Below are 18,099 nucleotides of genomic sequence, written 5' to 3'. Positions count from 1 at the left end.
CTATGCAACAGCAAACAATTGCTGGTCAGCTTTCACTTCCAACTGCGCCAACGCGGGAATCAACTGGCTGATGTAATGTTGTGGTTAGACGCCCTGATCGTGTTCCCGCACTTTCGGGGCGTTGTCATGTTTGGTGTGTGAGAGTAATGTGTCATCACACATACACACGCTACTCTTGTGTAATTAAGGTATCAACACACATGAACGAAAGAAGAGGTAATCCCCCGTTTCAATTCCGTCTGGATCCGGAACTGCGCAAAGCGATGGAAGAAGCACAACGGCAGGATGGCGATGAATCGTTGGCAGCCTGGATTAAACGTGTGATTAGAAAAGAGCTGAAACAGAAGGGAATTGAAGTCTAGTGATACTAAATTCTCATCAACCTTTTCTGAAGGCTGAGTAAACAGACTAAAGGAGACAGTCAAAGATTAACATGGAGTTAAAAAACATAGCTCTCGTGACCGTTATGTACGTCACTGCGATCTGGATGTTATTGCATGGTATTAGAGGATTCCAGACAGGTGTTATCATTGAAACAAGAAAAAGCTCCCCTATAAAAGATTACTATTACCGCGGGGACTTAGGATTTTATGTTAACGTTTTTCTATATATCGTCGGTGGTACCGGGATGATTGGTTTCACAAGCTGGTTGCTAATGACTGATTTGGGTTACTGGTAGTTATTCACTTTCAGCGTGCCCGGTACATTGCCCCCCTTCCCGACAACAACGTCTACAAATAGGTATAAAAATCTATTGCGAGGCGCTTTCCAGAACCTCACTTCCAACATCGTGAGCCATATCAGTGAGGCGTTATACTGACGGTGGTAACATGACTGCGGTTGGTAATTTTCTGATTACATGGAGAAATGATGGAACTGCTTTTATTGAGTAACTCGACGCTGCCGGGCAAAGGCTGGATGGAACATGCGCTGCCGCTGATTGCTGAACAACTGAATGGTCGCCGTACGGCGGTGTTTATTCCGTTCGCTGGCGTGACGCAAACCTGGGATGAGTACACGGCGAAAACGGCAGCCATCTTTGCGCCAATGGGCGTCAACGTTACGGGTATTCATACCGTTGTCGATCCGATTGCCGCTATTGAAAATGCAGAGCTGGTGATTGTCGGCGGGGGTAATACCTTCCAGTTACTGAAAGAAAGCCGCGAACGCGGACTGCTGGCGCCGATTGTGGATGTCGTCAAACGCGGTGCGCTGTATATCGGCTGGAGCGCGGGTTCCAACCTTGCCTGCCAGACCATCCGCACCACCAACGACATGCCGATTGTCGATCCAAAAGGCTTTGATGCCCTGGGTCTGTTTCCGCTGCAGATTAACCCACATTTCACCAACGCGCTGCCGGAAGGCCACAAAGGCGAAACGCGTGAACAGCGTATTCGCGAGCTGCTGGTTGTGGCGCCAGAGCTGACGGTAATTGGCTTGCCGGAAGGTAACTGGATTAAGGTGAGTAACGGTAAGTCCGTGCTCGGCGGCCCGAACACCACGTATATCTTTAAAGCGGGTGAAGAGGCGGTTGCCGTTGAAGCAGGCCACTGCTTTTAGTTGATTTGTTGTCTGATGCCGGATGGCGGCTTCGCCTTATCCGGCCTACCGCTTCACCTCACTCAATAATCATCCCGCTCATCGTCTTCATCCGGCTGTTCCAGCACGCTGTAAGCCACTGAACAAAACAGCGAGTTCAGACGCTGCATATCGCCCAACAGCGCCAGGTGCAACGAGCTGGTCTCGATGCTCTGCACGTTCTGCTGATGCAAACGGTCAACGTGCGCATGCGAATAACGACGGTTGAGAATACGGAAGCGGTGCTTGCTGCGGCGCAGACGACGGGCACTGGTCACATCACCTGAGAAGAACACCGACATTGCCAGTTGCAGATTGCTGAGCAACTGATCGTAGAGCGCATCCAGTTCTTTTAGCCCTTCGACAGAGAATGCCCGGCGGGCGGCCAGCGACTTATCGGCTATCTCGCTGCCCATACGTTCGACAATATCGGAAGCCTGCTCGAGGTTGAGCGACATTTCGATAATCTCCGCCCAACGGCGTGATTCCTCTTCCGCCAGCTCATCCTTTGGCATCCGCGCCAGATAGAGCTTAATGGCCGTGTATAGCACGTTAATGTCGTCCGCCATCCTGCGCAGCTCTTTCTCTTCACGCGGCTCACCGTGCATCACCTTCTTCAGCCCGTCCATCATCTGCTCCATCGCGTCGCCTATGCGCAAAGCTTCACGGGCGGCATTAGCCAAAGCGAGCGTCGGCGTATCCAGCGCGCTAACGTCCAGATGTTTGGGCTTCAGATGCGCATCAAGTTCTGGCTCATCGCGGATGATGCGCTTACAAAAACGCGCCATCGGTTCGGCGAACGGCACCATCGCCACGCAGCGCACCAGGTTGTAGAAGACGTGGAAGTAGATAACCAGTTCAGATTTCGCCAGCGGCAGTTCATCCATCAGATTAGCCAACGGATGAACAAACGGCAGGATAATCAGACTCCCCACCAGCTTAAACAACAGACTGCCGAGCGCCACTCGGCGGGCGGCGGCGTTCGCGGCGCTGTTATTCAACATCGCCAGCAGGCCAGAGCCGAGGTTGGCGCCAATCACCAGACACAACGCCACCGGGAACGAGATAATGCCTGCGGCGGTCAGTGTGGCCGTCAGCAGCACCGCCGCCAGGCTGGAGTAACTGATAATCGCAAACATGGCGCCAATCAGCGCATCCAGCATGATATCGCCGGTGAGCGAGGCGAAAATAACCTGTACGCCGTTCGCCTGGGTGATCGGCGTGACCGCCTGCACAATCAGCTCCAGCGCCAGTAAAATCAATCCCAGCCCAATACCAACCCGCCCCAGTTGCCCCACGCGGGACTGCTTACGTCCGAGAAAGAAGATCACGCCGATAAAAATCAGCAGTGGCGACAGCCAGGAGAGGTCGAAAGTCAGGATACGCGCCATCAGCGCGGTCCCCACGTCGGCGCCGAGTACAATCACCAGTGCAGGGGTGAGCGCCACGAGATCTTGCGCGACAAACGAAGTGACCAGCATGGTGGTGGCGTTGCTGCTTTGCACCAGCGCCGTCACGCCGATACCCGCACAAAAGGCGAGCGGCTTCTTTTCAACACTACGGCTGAGGACGGTACGCAAGCGGGCGCCAAAGACACGCATCACGCCGGTACGCACAATATGCGTACCCCAAACCAGCATCGCGACGGCAGAAAGCAGGTGTAACAGAGTTAACACGGAATCAGGTACTCCTTATCGTTATATGTTCCTGAGGCCGAAGCCTTCTTTCAGTATAAGGGTTTAAACGTAATAAAGAGACAGGGCACTCAATGAGTGCCCTGTTTGTTGTAAAAAAAGATGACAGTTTTGTGAATCAATCAGCGTCGTAGCCGAGGTTTGGCGCTAACCAACGTTCGACTTCCGCCACGCTCATGCCTTTACGGAAGGCATAATCTTCAACCTGATCGCGCTGGATTTGCGCCACGGCGTAGTACTTGCTGTCCGGATGACTGAAATACCAGCCGGAGACCGACGCGCCTGGCCACATCGCAAATGATTCAGTGAGCTTCATCCCGGTGTGCGCTTCCACGTCCAGCAGTTCCCAAATGGTGGCCTTTTCAGTGTGTTCCGGGCACGCCGGATAGCCCGGCGCCGGGCGAATCCCCTGGTAGTTTTCGCGGATAAGTTCCTCGTTACTGAGATTCTCATTCGCCGCATAGCCCCAGTAAACTTTACGCACGCGCTCATGCAGATACTCCGCGAATGCTTCCGCCAGACGGTCAGCGATCGCTTTCACCATGATCTTGTTGTAGTCGTCATGCTGGGCTTCAAAGGCGTCCGCCAGCGCATCTTCCTCCAGACCGCCGGTAACCGCGAAAGCACCGATGTAATCCGCTTTGCCGCTCAGTTTCGGCGCGACAAAGTCAGACAGGCAATAGTTGGCGAAACCGACTTTTTCCGTCTGCTGGCGCAGGTGATGACTCACGTTGATGACGTGCGTACGCGTCTCGTCACGGTAAATCTCGATGTCGTCACCAACGCGGTTGGCTGGGAATAAACCCACCACGCCGCGCGGATTCAGGGTCTTCTCAGCGCTGAGTTTATCCAGCATGTCGTTGGCATCTTTGAACAGGCGCTTCGCCTCTTCTCCTACCACCTCATCTTCAAGAATGCGCGGATATTTCCCGGCCAACGACCAGGTCATAAAGAACGGCGTCCAGTCGATGTAGTTGCGTAGGGTTTCGATGCTGGCTTCAACTTCCTGCACGCCGAGGCGGTGCGCCACCGGCGGCGTGTAGTTTTCCCAGTCGAAGGCCAGATCGTTATCACGGGCAACCTGTAACGTTACCGGCGGGGTACGCGGTTTCTTACGCGCATGCTGGATACGCACGGTTTCGTACTCTTTACGCGTACGGGCGACAAAGTCATCGCGCTGGGTGTCTGAGAGCAGCGCGGCCACGACGCCCACGGTACGCGAAGCGTTCTGCACGTAAACCGTCGGGCCACTGTAGTTCTGCTCAATTTTCACCGCGGTGTGTGCTTTCGAGGTGGTCGCACCGCCAATCAGCAGTGGGATGGTGAAGCCCTGACGCTCCATTTCTTTCGCCACGTTGACCATTTCGTCCAGCGATGGGGTAATCAGCCCGGAAAGGCCAATCAGATCGGCATTCACTTCACGCGCCGTTCTGAGGATTTTCTCCGCTGGCACCATCACGCCAAGATCGACGATTTCGTAGTTGTTACATTGCAGCACCACGCCAACAATGTTTTTGCCGATATCGTGCACATCGCCCTTCACGGTCGCGATGACCATCTTGCCGTTGCTGGAACCTTTCTCTTTGCTGGCCTCAATGTACGGTTCGAGGTAGGCCACCGCCTGCTTCATCACGCGAGCGGATTTCACCACCTGCGGCAGGAACATTTTTCCCTCGCCGAACAGGTCGCCGACCACGTTCATGCCGTCCATCAGCGGTCCTTCAATAACCTCGATCGGACGCGCAGCTTGCTGGCGCGCTTCTTCGGTATCCAGCTCAATAAACTCGGTAATGCCTTTCACCAGCGAGTATTCGAGGCGCTTTTTCACGTCCCAGGTGCGCCATTCCGCCATCTGGGCATTCGCCGTGTCGTCGGTTTTACTGCCGCGATATTTCTCAGCCAGCTCCAGCAGTCGTTCGGTGCCATCGTCACGGCGGTTAAGGATCACGTCTTCAACCGCATCGCGCAGCTCGGCGGGCAGGTCGTCATAAATCGCCAGCTGTCCGGCGTTGACGATCCCCATGTCCATACCGTTGCGAATGGCGTAGTAGAGGAATACCGCGTGAATGGCTTCACGTACCGGGTCGTTGCCGCGAAACGAGAATGAAACGTTTGAAACGCCGCCGGAGATCAGTGCATGCGGCAGTTCGCGTTTGATGTCCTCACAGGCGCCGATAAAGTCCTGAGCGTAGTTGTTGTGCTCATCAATACCGGTCGCGACGGCAAAGATGTTCGGGTCAAAGATAATGTCTTCCGGCGGGAAGCCTACTTCTTCGGTAAGAATTTTGTACGCCCGACGGCAGATCTCGATTTTACGCGCGCGGGTGTCGGCCTGCCCCTGCTCGTCAAAAGCCATCACCACCACCGCGGCACCGTAGCGACGCAGAAGCTTCGCGTGATGAATAAAGGTCTCAACCCCCTCTTTCATCGAGATGGAGTTAACGATGCCTTTACCCTGAATGCACTTCAGCCCTTTCTCGATAACGTCCCATTTCGAGGAGTCGATCATGATCGGTACGCGGGCGATATCCGGTTCACCGGCGATCAGGTTGAGGAAACGCACCATTGCCGCTTCGGCGTCGAGCATCCCCTCATCCATGTTGATATCGATAATCTGCGCGCCGCTTTCCACCTGCTGGCGGGCGACATCCAGCGCTTCGCTGTATTTCTCTTCTTTGATCAGGCGTTTAAATTTCGCCGAACCGGTGACGTTGGTGCGCTCGCCAACGTTCACAAACAGGCTGTCGTCGCCGATGTTCAGCGGTTCAAGGCCGGACAGGCGGCAGGCAACCGGGATTTCCGGCAAACGGCGCGGCGGCAAGCCATCCACCGCGCGGCTCATGGCGGCGATGTGTTCCGGCGTGGTGCCGCAGCAGCCGCCGACCACGTTGAGAAAGCCCGCCTGCGCCCACTCGCGGATTTGCGCCGCCATGGTGTCGGCGTCGAGATCGTATTCGCCAAAGGCGTTTGGTAAACCGGCATTCGGGTGCGCGGTCACGTAGCATTCGGCAATGCGCGACAGTTCCTGCACGTACTGGCGCAGCTCGTCCGGACCTAAGGCGCAGTTCAGGCCGAAAGTCAGCGCATCCGCGTGGCGCAAGGAGTTATAGAATGCTTCGGTAGTCTGGCCGGAAAGCGTACGCCCGGAAGCATCGGTGATGGTGCCGGAGAGCATAATCGGCAGCTCAACGCCCAGCGCTTCGAATTCGGTTTTCACCGCAAAAATAGCGGCTTTGGCGTTCAGGGTATCGAAGACGGTTTCAATCAGGATCAGGTCACTGCCGCCTTCCACCAGCGCTTTGGTAGATTCACGGTAGGCGGCCACCAGTTGATCAAAGGTAATGTTGCGGTAAGCCGGGTCGTTAACGTCAGGCGAGATAGACGCCGTACGGTTGGTTGGGCCGAGCACGCCCGCGACATAGCGCGGTTTTTCCGGCGTGCGCGCCGTCCATTCGTCTGCCGCCGCACGCGCCAGTTTAGCTGCCGTAAAGTTGATTTCCGCCGACAGGGATTCCATCTGGTAATCCGCCATGGCGATAGTCGTGGAGTTAAAGGTGTTGGTTTCGATGATATCCGCGCCCGCCTCAAAGTAGGCGTTATGGATCGCGGCGATCACCTCCGGTTTGCTGAGCACCAACAGGTCGTTGTTGCCTTTCAGATCGCACGGCCAGTCGGCAAAGCGTTCGCCGCGGAAATCCTCTTCGCTCAGACGATATCCCTGGATCATGGTGCCCATACCGCCGTCCAGCACCAGAATACGTTCATTTAACTGCTGACGTAATTGTTCTACTTTGCTGCTCACACTCGCTCCCGACAACGCTCAACCAGACCGAAAAAAACTCAACAGGCCATACTGGCACAAACCTGAGAGGTGGAAAAGGGAACAACGGCCAACATGAGACATGTTCAGCTTCACTCATCCGATCAGTACAGGAATTCTTGCATTATAATTGAATAAAACGAAAATGATTTCCACGATACAGAAAAGGAGTCCGCCATGGTTGCCACAATCCCCGCGAAACGCGGTAGAAAACCCGCCGCTGCTACTGCGCCTGCAACCGGGCAGGTTCAGTCTCTGACCCGCGGCCTGAAGCTACTGGAGTGGATTGCGGAATCCAACGGCAGCGTGGCGCTAACCGAACTGGCACAGCAGGCCGGCCTGCCAAATTCCACGACTCACCGTTTATTGACCACCATGCAGCAGCAGGGTTTTGTCCGCCAGGTCGGTGACTTAGGACACTGGGCCGTCGGTGCACATGCGTTTATCGTCGGCAGCAGCTTTTTACAAAGCCGTAATTTGCTGGCGATTGTCCACCCGATCCTGCGCAAGCTGATGGAAGACTCCGGTGAGACGGTAAACCTCGCCGTGCTGGATCAAAGCGACCATCAGGCCATTATTATCGACCAGGTGCAGTGCACCCAGCTGATGCGCATGTCCGCGCCTATCGGCGGCAAACTGCCGATGCACGCTTCCGGCGCGGGTAAGGCGTTTTTATCCCAACTGAGCGAAGAACAGGTGACTGGCCTGCTACACCGTAAAGGCCTGCACGCTTACACCCACGCCACGCTGGTGTCGCCGGTGCATCTGAAAGAGGATTTGGCCCAGACGCGCAAGCGCGGCTATTCCTTTGATGATGAGGAACATGCGCTGGGCCTGCGCTGCGTGGCGTCATGCATTTATGACGAGCACCGCGAGCCGTTCGCCGCTATTTCCATTTCCGGACCCATTTCGCGCATTACCGACGATCGCGTGACCGAGTTTGGCGCTATGGCGATCAAAGCGGCGAAAGAAGTGACGCTGGCGTATGGCGGGATTCGCTAAGATGGGATTACCGGGTGGCGGCTACGCCTTATCCGCCCTACGGTCGGTTTCATAACGTACGCTGAAACGCTGTTTGCGCCGGTAGGCGTAAACATCTTCCACATGCCCGTTTTTAATCCGCGTTTGCAGACCCCGCCAGTAGTCGGCGCTGAACAGGTCAGCGTGCATCTCTTCAAATAGCGGCCCGATACGCGGGTCGGCACAAAGCCAGTGACGAAACTCTTCCGGGAAGACATCTCCCGGCGATACGCTGTACCACGGCTCAGCGCTCATCTCATCTTCCGGGTAGCGTGGCGGCGGGATATGGCGGAAATTCACCTCCGTCATGTAGCATATTTCATCGTAGTCGTAGAACACCACGCGCCCGTGGCGGGTCACGCCGAAGTTCTTAAACAGCATATCGCCGGGGAAAATATTGGCGGCGGCCAGTTGGCGAATCGCGTTGCCGTACTCTTCAATGGCATCGCGCAGTTGCTGGCCTTCGACCTGCTCCAGCCAGATATTCAGCGGCACCATCCGTCGTTCGATATACAGATGGCGAATGACAATCTGATCGCCGAGATCGGTAATTTTTTCCGGGGCTTCCTGCAATAACAGCGCCATCAGCGCCGGATCGATTTGCCGTTTATCCAGCACAAAGTTCTCGAACTCCTGAGTGTCAGCCATTCGCCCAACACGATCATGCTCTTTGACCAGTTGATAGCAGGCGCGGACATGGGCGGCAGACATCTCTTTTTGCGGGGCAAATTTGTCTTTGATGATTTTAAACACCCGGTCAAAGCCCGGCAGGGTAAACACCAGCATCACCATGCCGCGAATACCCGGCGCTTCGATAAAATGCTCATCGCAATGGGCAAGATAGAGCAGATACTCGCGGTAACTTTCGGTCTTCGCGTGTTTCTGACAGCCAATCGCCATGTACAGTTCGGCGGTGGTTTTTCCGGGCAGGATCTCGCGCAGCCACTCCACCAGCGCCGCAGGCAACGGAGCGTACACCATAAAATAGGAGCGGGCGAAGCCAAACACAATGCTCGCCTCCGCTGTCGTGGTCAGACAGGTATCGACAAACAGTTCGCCTTCGTCAGTCCGGTGGATTGGCAATAAAAACGGCAGCGTCCCGGAAGGGGTGATCAACTTACCAACCAGCCAGGCGGCCTTGTTGCGATAAAACAGTTCGTTCGCCACCTGTAAATGACAGCGCTGCAACATATCCGCACCCAGAGTTTCGGTCAGGTGTTCGATGATGTAGTGGATATCACGATGTTTGTTCTGCCACGGTAGACGCAGAGGCAGATCGCTGAGAACGCGCGTTAGCAGCCACTCCCAGCCGGTATCAGGAAAGAAGTCTTTCGCCAGCGGACGTGGGATCGTACGAAAACGGCGCTCTGGCTGAGAACTGAAAATAAACAGCCGCTCGGGAGTCAGCGAGCGGTGGTCAAATAACCGGCAGTAGACGGAGTTAAAGAAACTCTCCGCAATCTCGAAGCGTGGGTAATCCGGCAGTAGCCGGGTGTAATGCTCTTTCACGCGAAGTAAAAAATCCGCGTCGGTACTTTTACCGTCAGTAATGCAGCGCAGCTGCTCCACCACCAGACCCACGTGATGATCGTAAAGGTGAATACGGCTTTTCATCGCCTGCTGAACCGCATGCCAGTCGGCATGTTCAAAACGCTGCTGCGCGCCGGAGGTGACTTCCAGAAAACGCCCGTACTGGGCGTCGAAACCTTGCAAGATAGTCTGAGCAATCAGTAATTCCAGGCCACGCGTCATCGATTTCTCCCATCCGGCACAACGTCATGCCGGATGGCGCGTTCGCTTATCCGGCCTACATCCCTTCGTAGGCCCGGTAAGCGCAGCGCCACCGGGCATTAATCAAAACTGCGATTCTTCGGTCGAGCCGGTCAGCGCGGTCACCGAGGAAGTACCGCCCTGAATGATGGTGGTGACTTTATCGAAGTAGCCTGTACCCACTTCCTGCTGATGGGATACGAAGGTGTAACCGTCTTTAGCCGCCGCAAATTCTGGCTGCTGAACCTTCTCAACATAGTGGCGCATGCCTTCGCCCTGCGCATAGGAATGCGCGAGGTCGAACATGTTGAACCACATGCTGTGGATGCCCGCCAGGGTAATGAACTGGTATTTGTAACCCATATCCGACAGCTGCTGCTGGAAGCTGGCAATGGTTTTGTCGTCGAGGTTTTTCTGCCAGTTAAACGACGGCGAACAGTTGTAGGCCAGCAGTTTGCCTGGGAATTTCGCGTGAATCGCATCGGCAAAGCGCTTCGCCAGTTCGAGGTCCGGCGTGGAAGTTTCACACCACACCAGATCCGCATACGGTGCGTAGGCCAGGCCACGACTGATCGCCTGCTCAATGCCCGCATGCGTACGGTAGAACCCTTCGCTGGTACGTTCGCCGGTGATGAACTCGCTATCGTAAGGGTCGCAATCAGACGTAATTAGATCGGCTGCGTCAGCATCAGTACGCGCAATCACCAGCGTCGGAACACCCATGACGTCGGCTGCCAGACGGGCGGCCACCAGTTTCTGGATAGCTTCCTGAGTCGGAACCAGCACTTTGCCGCCCATGTGACCACATTTTTTCACCGATGCGAGCTGATCTTCGAAGTGAACGGCCGCTGCACCAGCCTCAATCATCGATTTCATCAGTTCAAACGCGTTCAGTACGCCACCAAACCCAGCTTCCGCATCGGCAACAATCGGCAGGAAGTAATCGACATAGCGCGGATCGTTCGGCTCAATGCCGGTTGACCATTGGATCTGATCGGCGCGACGGAATGTGTTGTTGATCCTGTCCACCACTGCCGGGACCGAGTTCGCCGGATACAGCGATTGGTCTGGATACATGCTGGATGCCAGGTTGGCATCTGCCGCCACCTGCCAACCTGAAAGGTAGACCGCTTCAATACCGGCTTTAGCCTGTTGCAGCGCCTGACCGCCAGTCAGCGCGCCGAGGCTGTTGATATAACCTTTCTTCGATTCACCGTGCAGCAGACGCCACATTTTCGCCGCGCCAAGCTGCGCCAGCGTACATTCCGGGTTGACCGAGCCACGTAATTTCACCACTTCCTCCGCGCTATATGGACGGGTGATGCCTTCCCAGCGCGGTTGAGTCCATTCTTTCTGTAATTCTTCGATTTGTTGAGTACGGGTTTTCATGTGCAGATGCTCCATATTGTTATGTGGTGGATTACGCCAGCAGGCGGTAACCTGGCAGGGTGAGGAAGTCGATTAAGTCATCTGATGTGGTGATTTGTTCCATCAGGCGCGCGGCATCGTCAAAACGCCCGCTGCTGTAGCGGTGCTCGCCCAGTTCGTCCTGAATCACTAGCATCTCTTCGGCCAGCATCTGACGGAACAGCGGTTTGGTAACCGGCTTACCGTTGCTGAGCGTCTTCTGGTGGTGGATCCACTGCCAGATGGAGGTACGGGAGATTTCGGCGGTGGCCGCATCTTCCATCAGACCGTAAATCGGTACGCAGCCGTTACCGGAGATCCACGCTTCAATGTATTGCACCGCGACACGGATATTGGCGCGCATGCCTTCTTCAGTACGCTCACCTTCACAAGGTGCCAGCAGTTGTTCTGCGGTAATCGGCGCATCTTCTTCACGGGTCACGAATAGCTGATTTTTGTTTTTACCGAGTACGTCGTTGAACACCGCCATAGCGGTATCTGCCAGTCCCGGATGGGCAATCCATGTGCCGTCATGACCGTTATTCGCTTCCAGCGCTTTGTCCGCTTTTACCTTAGTCAGAACCTGGTTGTTACGTTCCGCATCTTTGCTGGGAATGAACGCCGCCATGCCGCCCATCGCGAACGCGCCGCGTTTATGACAGGTTTTAATCAGCAGACGCGAATAGGCGCTGAGGAATGGCTTATCCATCGTCACCACCTGACGGTCCGGCAGCACGCGATCCGGGTGGTTCTTCAGCGTTTTGATATAGCTAAAAATGTAGTCCCAGCGACCGCAGTTCAGGCCCACAATGTGGTCACGCAGGGCGTGCAGAATTTCGTCCATCTGGAAAACAGCCGGCAGCGTTTCAATCAACAGGGTCGCTTTAATGGTGCCGCGCGGCAGGTTAAAGCGGTCCTCTGCATAGCTGAACACTTCGCTCCACCATGCCGCTTCTTGCCAGGCCTGTGTTTTTGGCAGATAGAAATAAGGGCCGCTGCCTTTCGCCAGCAACGTTTTGTAGTTGTGGAAGAAATAGAGGGCAAAGTCGAACAAGCTGCCTGGGATGGATTCGCCATGCCAGGTGACGTGTTTTTCCGGCAGGTGCAGACCACGAACACGACACACCAACAGAGCCGGATTGGGTTTGAGCTGATAAATTTTACCCGCTTCATTGGTATAGCTAATGGTGCCATTGACCGCATCGCGCAGGTTGATCTGCCCGTCGATAACTTTGCTCCACTCAGGAGCCAGCGAATCTTCAAAATCAGCCATAAAGACTTTGACGTTCGCGTTCAGCGCGTTGATGACCATCTTGCGCTCAACCGGTCCGGTTATCTCTACGCGGCGATCCAGTAAATCATCAGGAATTCCGCGGATCTTCCAGTCACCCTCACGAATGGAAGCCGTTTCCGAAATAAAGTCAGGCAACTTACCGTCATCAATATCCTGCTGCTGCTGGATACGCGCAGCCAGAAGTTTATTCCGCTTTGGCGTAAATCTTGTCACCAGCTCGGTAAGAAACTCTACCGCTTCAGCGGTCAGAATTTGTTGCTCCTGTTCGCCACTCGGCCTGGTAAAGACCAGTTCATCGGTTGTCGTTGCCTGTTGATTCATTGCGTAGTTCCTCGTCATTGATCCAAACACATCCCCAATGCGAACGAAGGATCGTTGTGCGGTTTTCGTTCAGCACAACTAAGACTACTCATTTAAATTTCAAAATCAAAAACAATTTCCATTTTTAATTTAATTATCAATTAACTTATTGATAACAATATAAATTAAATTTAATTACATGATGAGGTGCGTTTCGGAAATAAAAAAGGCACCCGAAGGTGCCTGATTCAACATGCTGAAACGCTTAAGGATCGTCTGCTACAGAAGATTAATCCAGCGTTGGATTCATGTGACGCAGATCATATGGCGTGATCTGGTAGACGTAATAGTTGAGCCAGTTGGTGAACAACAGATTGCCGTGGCTACGCCAGGTTGCCCGCGGTTTGTTTTGTGGGTCATCTTTCGGGAAATAGTTATAGGGAACTTCCGGCGTTAAGCCCGCTTCGACGTCACGAAAATATTCGCTGCCGAGTGTGTGATCGTCATACTCAGGATGACCCGTCACGAAGGCAATACGTTTATCTTTGCTGGCAAACAGGTAAGCATCTCCCTCTTCGGTTTCAGCAAAAATCTCGAGATCGGTGTAGTCGCGGATAAGCGCAGCAGGGAAATCGGCATAGCGCGAATGCGGGGCCAGGAACGCATCATCAAATCCACGCGTCAGCAGCGCATGAGGGTGAAGAATATGGTGCTCATAGACGCCTGAGAGCTTATCCGTGCGGGTTTGCTTGGGAATTCCGTACAGGATATTCAACGCGGCTTGCACCGCCCAACAGACAAATAGCGTCGATGTAACATGATCTTTCGCCCATTCAAGCACTTGTTTAATCTGCGGCCAGTAAGCCACATCATTAAATTCAACCAGGCCCAACGGCGCGCCGGTCACAATCAGTCCGTCAAAGTTCTGATCGCAGATATCCTCGAAATTACAGTAAAAGTTATTCAGATGCTCCGTTGGGGTGTTGCGTGACTCGCGGGCATCGATGCGCAATAGCTGAACATCTACCTGCAGCGGTGAGTTAGAGAGTAAACGCAGAAACTGGTTTTCCGTTTCAATCTTCTTGGGCATCAGGTTGAGGATGAGCACCTTCAGTGGACGAATTTCCTGACCGGAAGCGCGGGATGTCGTCATCACGAAGACGTTCTCCTCACGCAAGAAATTGACGGCGGGTAGCTCGTCCTGCACGCGAATTGGCATAACCTGATAACCTCACTACATACGCTTAAACGTTTAGACATCCAGATAGCTGAAGATACCCAGGAATTATGCGAATGTCGAGCCTGCATCCTCAAGTTGAGAAAGTTTCACGGCTCCTTGCTGTAGAATAGTGGAGTAAAGAAAAAAAGGAGAATGCTATGACCATTACCATTCGTCGTTCGCGTCAGGACGAAGGAGATAAGTTAGTTTCTATTTGGTGTCGTTCAGTAGATGCCACACACCATTTCCTCTCTGCGGATTATCGGATTGAGCTGGAGGAGCTGGTGCGTTCATTTTTACCTGAAGCCCCTCTATGGGTTGCAGTGACAGAACAGGATGAGCCCGTCGCCTTCATGCTCCTTACCGATAAGCATATAGATGCGTTGTTTGTCGATCCGGATGTGCGTGGGAGTGGTGTGGGTAAGTTGCTGATTGAACATGCTTTATCAATGAGTTCAACGCTAACAACCAACGTTAACGAACAGAATGAGCAGGCAGTTGGATTCTATAAGAAGATGGGATTTAACGTGACGGGACGTACAGAAGTGGACGATCTCGGACGGCCGTACCCGTTACTCAACCTCGAGCGTGGGTAGCAGGACAAGCTTTTACAGGCCGGATAAGGCGGTTGCGCCGCATCCGGCAGTTTTCACTCCGTACAGACGCAAAAAAGCCCATCCGTCAGGATGGGCTTCTTCACTTGTTTGATGCCTGGCAGTTCCCTACTCTCGCATGGGGAGACCCCACACTACCATCGGCGCTACGGCGTTTCACTTCTGAGTTCGGCATGGGGTCAGGTGGGACCACCGCGCTACAGCCGCCAGGCAAATTCTTTGTGCTCTGTCCTGTGTCTTTTGGGCTGATACTGCGTTGGCTGCACTTACGAACGTCAGTCACATACCGATGTATGCTCCTTCCGTCGCTTCACTTGCCGCCTTGCCTCAGCGCAAAATCCTTCGGACTTACTAATCTGTAATCTAAGCTGAAAATCTTCTCAAATCCGCCAAAACATCTTCGGCGTTGTAAGGTTAAGCCTCACGGTTCATTAGTATCGGTTAGCTCAATGTATCGCTACACTTACACACCCGACCTATCAACGTCATAGTCTTTAACGTTCCTTCAGGAGACTTAAAGTCTCAGGGAGAACTCATCTCGGGGCAAGTTTCGTGCTTAGATGCTTTCAGCACTTATCTCTTCCGCATTTAGCTACCGGGCAATGCCATTGGCATGACAACCCGAACACCAGTGATGCGTCCACTCCGGTCCTCTCGTACTAGGAGCAGCCCCCCTCAATTCTCCAGCGCCCACGGCAGATAGGGACCGAACTGTCTCACGACGTTCTAAACCCAGCTCGCGTACCACTTTAAATGGCGAACAGCCATACCCTTGGGACCTACTTCAGCCCCAGGATGTGATGAGCCGACATCGAGGTGCCAAACACCGCCGTCGATATGAACTCTTGGGCGGTATCAGCCTGTTATCCCCGGAGTACCTTTTATCCGTTGAGCGATGGCCCTTCCATTCAGAACCACCGGATCACTAAGACCTGCTTTCGCACCTGCTCGAGCCGTCACTCTCGCAGTCAAGCTAGCTTATGCCTTTGCACTAACCTCCTGATGTCCGACCAGGATTAGCTAACCTTCGTGCTCCTCCGTTACTCTTTAGGAGGAGACCGCCCCAGTCAAACTACCCACCAGACACTGTCCGCAACCCGGGTAACGGGTCTACGTTAGAACACCAGCCATTAAAGGGTGGTATTTCAAGGTTGGCTCCACGCAGACTGGCGTCCACGCTTCAAAGCCTCCCACCTATCCTACACATCAAGGACCAGTGTTCAGTGTCAAGCTATAGTAAAGGTTCACGGGGTCTTTCCGTCTTGCCGCGGGTACACTGCATCTTCACAGCGAGTTCAATTTCACTGAGTCTCGGGTGGAGACAGCCTGGCCATCATTACGCCATTCGTGCAGGTCGGAACTTACCCGACAAGGAATTTCGCTACCTTAGGACCGTTATAGTTACGGCCGCCGTTTACCGGGGCTTCGATCAAGAGCTTCTCCTTACGGATAACCCCATCAATTAACCTTCCGGCACCGGGCAGGCGTCACACCGTATACGTCCACTTTCGTGTTTGCACAGTGCTGTGTTTTTAATAAACAGTTGCAGCCAGCTGGTATCTTCGACTGATTTCAGCTCCATGGGTAAACCACTTCACCTACATATCAGCGTGCCTTCTCCCGAAGTTACGGCACCATTTTGCCTAGTTCCTTCACCCGAGTTCTCTCAAGCGCCTTGGTATTCTCTACCTGACCACCTGTGTCGGTTTGGGGTACGATTTGATGTTACCTGATGCTTAGAGGCTTTTCCTGGAAGCAGGGCATTTGTTACTTCAGCACCGTAGTGCCTCGTCATCACACCTCAGCGTTAGTAAGCGTCCGGATTTACCTAAACGCTCCGCCTACATGCTTAAACCGGGACAACCGTCGCCCGGCTAACATAGCCTTCTCCGTCCCCCCTTCGCAGTAACACCAAGTACAGGAATATTAACCTGTTTCCCATCGACTACGCCTTTCGGCCTCGCCTTAGGGGTCGACTCACCCTGCCCCGATTAACGTTGGACAGGAACCCTTGGTCTTCCGGCGTGCGGGTTTTTCACCCGCATTATCGTTACTTATGTCAGCATTCGCACTTCTGATACCTCCAGCATGCCTCACGACACACCTTCAACGGCTTACAGAACGCTCCCCTACCCAACAACACATAGTGTCGCTGCCGCAGCTTCGGTGCATGGTTTAGCCCCGTTACATCTTCCGCGCAGGCCGACTCGACCAGTGAGCTATTACGCTTTCTTTAAATGATGGCTGCTTCTAAGCCAACATCCTGGCTGTCTGTGCCTTCCCACATCGTTTCCCACTTAACCATGACTTTGGGACCTTAGCTGGCGGTCTGGGTTGTTTCCCTCTTCACGACGGACGTTAGCACCCGCCGTGTGTCTCCCGTGATAACATTCTTCGGTATTCGCAGTTTGCATCGGGTTGGTAAGTCGGGATGACCCCCTAGCCGAAACAGTGCTCTACCCCCGAAGATGAGTTCACGAGGCGCTACCTAAATAGCTTTCGGGGAGAACCAGCTATCTCCCGGTTTGATTGGCCTTTCACCCCCAGCCACAAGTCATCCGCTAATTTTTCAACATTAGTCGGTTCGGTCCTCCAGTTAGTGTTACCCAACCTTCAACCTGCCCATGGCTAGATCACCGGGTTTCGGGTCTATACCCTGCAACTTAACGCCCAGTTAAGACTCGGTTTCCCTTCGGCTCCCCTATACGGTTAACCTTGCTACAGAATATAAGTCGCTGACCCATTATACAAAAGGTACGCAGTCACACCCCAAAGGGTGCTCCCACTGCTTGTACGTACACGGTTTCAGGTTCTTTTTCACTCCCCTCGCCGGGGTTCTTTTCGCCTTTCCCTCACGGTACTGGTTCACTATCGGTCAGTCAGGAGTATTTAGCCTTGGAGGATGGTCCCCCCATATTCAGACAGGATACCACGTGTCCCGCCCTACTCTTCGAGTTCACAACACATGCACTTTTGTGTACGGGGCTATCACCCTGTATCGCCGGACTTTCCAGACCGTTCCACTAACACACATGCTGATTCAGACTCTGGGCTGCTCCCCGTTCGCTCGCCGCTACTGGGGGAATCTCGGTTGATTTCTTTTCCTCGGGGTACTTAGATGTTTCAGTTCCCCCGGTTCGCTTCATTACGCTATGTATTCACGCAATGATAGTGTGACGGATCACACTGGGTTTCCCCATTCGGAAATCGCCGGTTATAACGGTTCATATCACCTTACCGACGCTTATCGCAGATTAGCACGTCCTTCATCGCCTCTGACTGCCAGGGCATCCACCGTGTACGCTTAGTCGCTTAACCTCACAACCCGAAGATGTTTCTTTCGATTCATCATCGTGCTGCAAAAATTTGAGAGACTCGAACAC

General features: G+C 53.9%; 10 protein-coding genes and 2 rRNA genes. 4 read left to right on the top strand and 8 right to left on the bottom strand.

What is annotated here, in order from left to right:
• Positions 1-200: 200 nt before the first annotated feature.
• On the top strand, positions 201-362 hold the full coding sequence (locus tag LA337_00060) for a hypothetical protein (GenBank protein ID UBI16147.1): 162 nt from the start codon (positions 201-203) through the stop codon (positions 360-362).
• Positions 363-870: 508 nt separating this feature from the next.
• The gene (gene pepE, locus LA337_00055) at positions 871-1,560 is read left to right on the top strand and encodes a dipeptidase PepE (GenBank protein UBI18362.1); all 690 of its coding nucleotides are present in this window, start codon (positions 871-873) and stop codon (positions 1,558-1,560) included.
• Between the two features lie 62 nt (positions 1,561-1,622).
• Here pepE and LA337_00050 read toward each other — a convergent pair whose 3' ends face one another.
• Together LA337_00050 and metH are read right to left on the bottom strand one after the other, a co-directional pair.
• The gene (locus LA337_00050; GenBank protein UBI16146.1) at positions 1,623-3,254 is read right to left on the bottom strand and encodes a Na/Pi cotransporter family protein; all 1,632 of its coding nucleotides are present in this window, start codon (positions 3,252-3,254) and stop codon (positions 1,623-1,625) included.
• Positions 3,255-3,390: 136 nt separating this feature from the next.
• Complete coding sequence (metH, locus tag LA337_00045) at positions 3,391-7,074, bottom strand: methionine synthase (protein UBI16145.1); 3,684 nt, start codon at positions 7,072-7,074, stop codon at positions 3,391-3,393.
• Positions 7,075-7,269: 195 nt separating this feature from the next.
• Here metH and iclR point away from each other — a divergent pair, with 195 nt between their 5' ends.
• Positions 7,270-8,094, top strand: a complete 825-nt coding sequence (gene iclR, locus LA337_00040; GenBank protein UBI16144.1) for a glyoxylate bypass operon transcriptional repressor IclR — start codon at positions 7,270-7,272, stop codon at positions 8,092-8,094.
• A gap of 21 nt (positions 8,095-8,115) precedes the next feature.
• On the opposite strand, the gene aceK is transcribed toward iclR, so the two are convergent.
• The 4 genes from aceK to metA form a co-directional block, all read right to left on the bottom strand.
• Positions 8,116-9,864 (bottom strand): bifunctional isocitrate dehydrogenase kinase/phosphatase, encoded by a 1,749-nt coding sequence (gene aceK / locus LA337_00035; GenBank protein ID UBI16143.1) that lies wholly within the window; start codon positions 9,862-9,864, stop codon positions 8,116-8,118.
• A 102-nt stretch (positions 9,865-9,966) separates the two neighbouring features.
• The gene (aceA, locus tag LA337_00030; protein UBI16142.1) at positions 9,967-11,271 is read right to left on the bottom strand and encodes an isocitrate lyase; all 1,305 of its coding nucleotides are present in this window, start codon (positions 11,269-11,271) and stop codon (positions 9,967-9,969) included.
• Between the two features lie 31 nt (positions 11,272-11,302).
• Entirely contained in the window at positions 11,303-12,904 is a 1,602-nt protein-coding gene (gene aceB / locus LA337_00025) for a malate synthase A (GenBank protein UBI16141.1), read from the bottom strand.
• A 268-nt stretch (positions 12,905-13,172) separates the two neighbouring features.
• Complete coding sequence (gene metA / locus LA337_00020) at positions 13,173-14,102, bottom strand: homoserine O-succinyltransferase (protein UBI16140.1); 930 nt, start codon at positions 14,100-14,102, stop codon at positions 13,173-13,175.
• 158 nt (positions 14,103-14,260) lie between these two features.
• Here metA and LA337_00015 point away from each other — a divergent pair, with 158 nt between their 5' ends.
• The gene (locus tag LA337_00015; protein ID UBI16139.1) at positions 14,261-14,698 is read left to right on the top strand and encodes an acetyltransferase; all 438 of its coding nucleotides are present in this window, start codon (positions 14,261-14,263) and stop codon (positions 14,696-14,698) included.
• 113 nt (positions 14,699-14,811) lie between these two features.
• On the opposite strand, the gene rrf is transcribed toward LA337_00015, so the two are convergent.
• Together rrf and LA337_00005 are read right to left on the bottom strand one after the other, a co-directional pair.
• A 5S ribosomal RNA gene (gene rrf / locus LA337_00010) occupies positions 14,812-14,927 on the bottom strand.
• 199 nt (positions 14,928-15,126) lie between these two features.
• Positions 15,127-18,034, bottom strand: a 23S ribosomal RNA gene (locus LA337_00005).
• Between the last annotated feature and the right edge of the window lie 65 nt (positions 18,035-18,099).

The organism is Citrobacter europaeus, from assembly GCA_020099315.1.
Lineage (GTDB): Bacteria > Pseudomonadota > Gammaproteobacteria > Enterobacterales > Enterobacteriaceae > Citrobacter > Citrobacter europaeus.
The sequence above is the reverse complement of the archived record's forward strand: the minus strand, read 5'-3'. Positions and strand labels throughout refer to the sequence as shown.

Excerpts from the sequence above, each read along its gene's own strand:
- aceB (UBI16141.1), bottom strand. The coding sequence starts at position 12,904 with ATGAATCAACAGGCAACGACAACCGATGAACTGGTCTTTACCAGGCCG.
- LA337_00015 (UBI16139.1), top strand. The coding sequence starts at position 14,261 with ATGACCATTACCATTCGTCGTTCGCGTCAGGACGAAGGAGATAAGTTA.
- pepE (UBI18362.1), top strand. The coding sequence starts at position 871 with ATGGAACTGCTTTTATTGAGTAACTCGACGCTGCCGGGCAAAGGCTGG.
- aceA (UBI16142.1), bottom strand. The coding sequence starts at position 11,271 with ATGAAAACCCGTACTCAACAAATCGAAGAATTACAGAAAGAATGGACT.
- aceK (UBI16143.1), bottom strand. The coding sequence starts at position 9,864 with ATGACGCGTGGCCTGGAATTACTGATTGCTCAGACTATCTTGCAAGGT.
- LA337_00060 (UBI16147.1), top strand. The coding sequence starts at position 201 with ATGAACGAAAGAAGAGGTAATCCCCCGTTTCAATTCCGTCTGGATCCG.
- metA (UBI16140.1), bottom strand. The coding sequence starts at position 14,102 with ATGCCAATTCGCGTGCAGGACGAGCTACCCGCCGTCAATTTCTTGCGT.
- iclR (UBI16144.1), top strand. The coding sequence starts at position 7,270 with ATGGTTGCCACAATCCCCGCGAAACGCGGTAGAAAACCCGCCGCTGCT.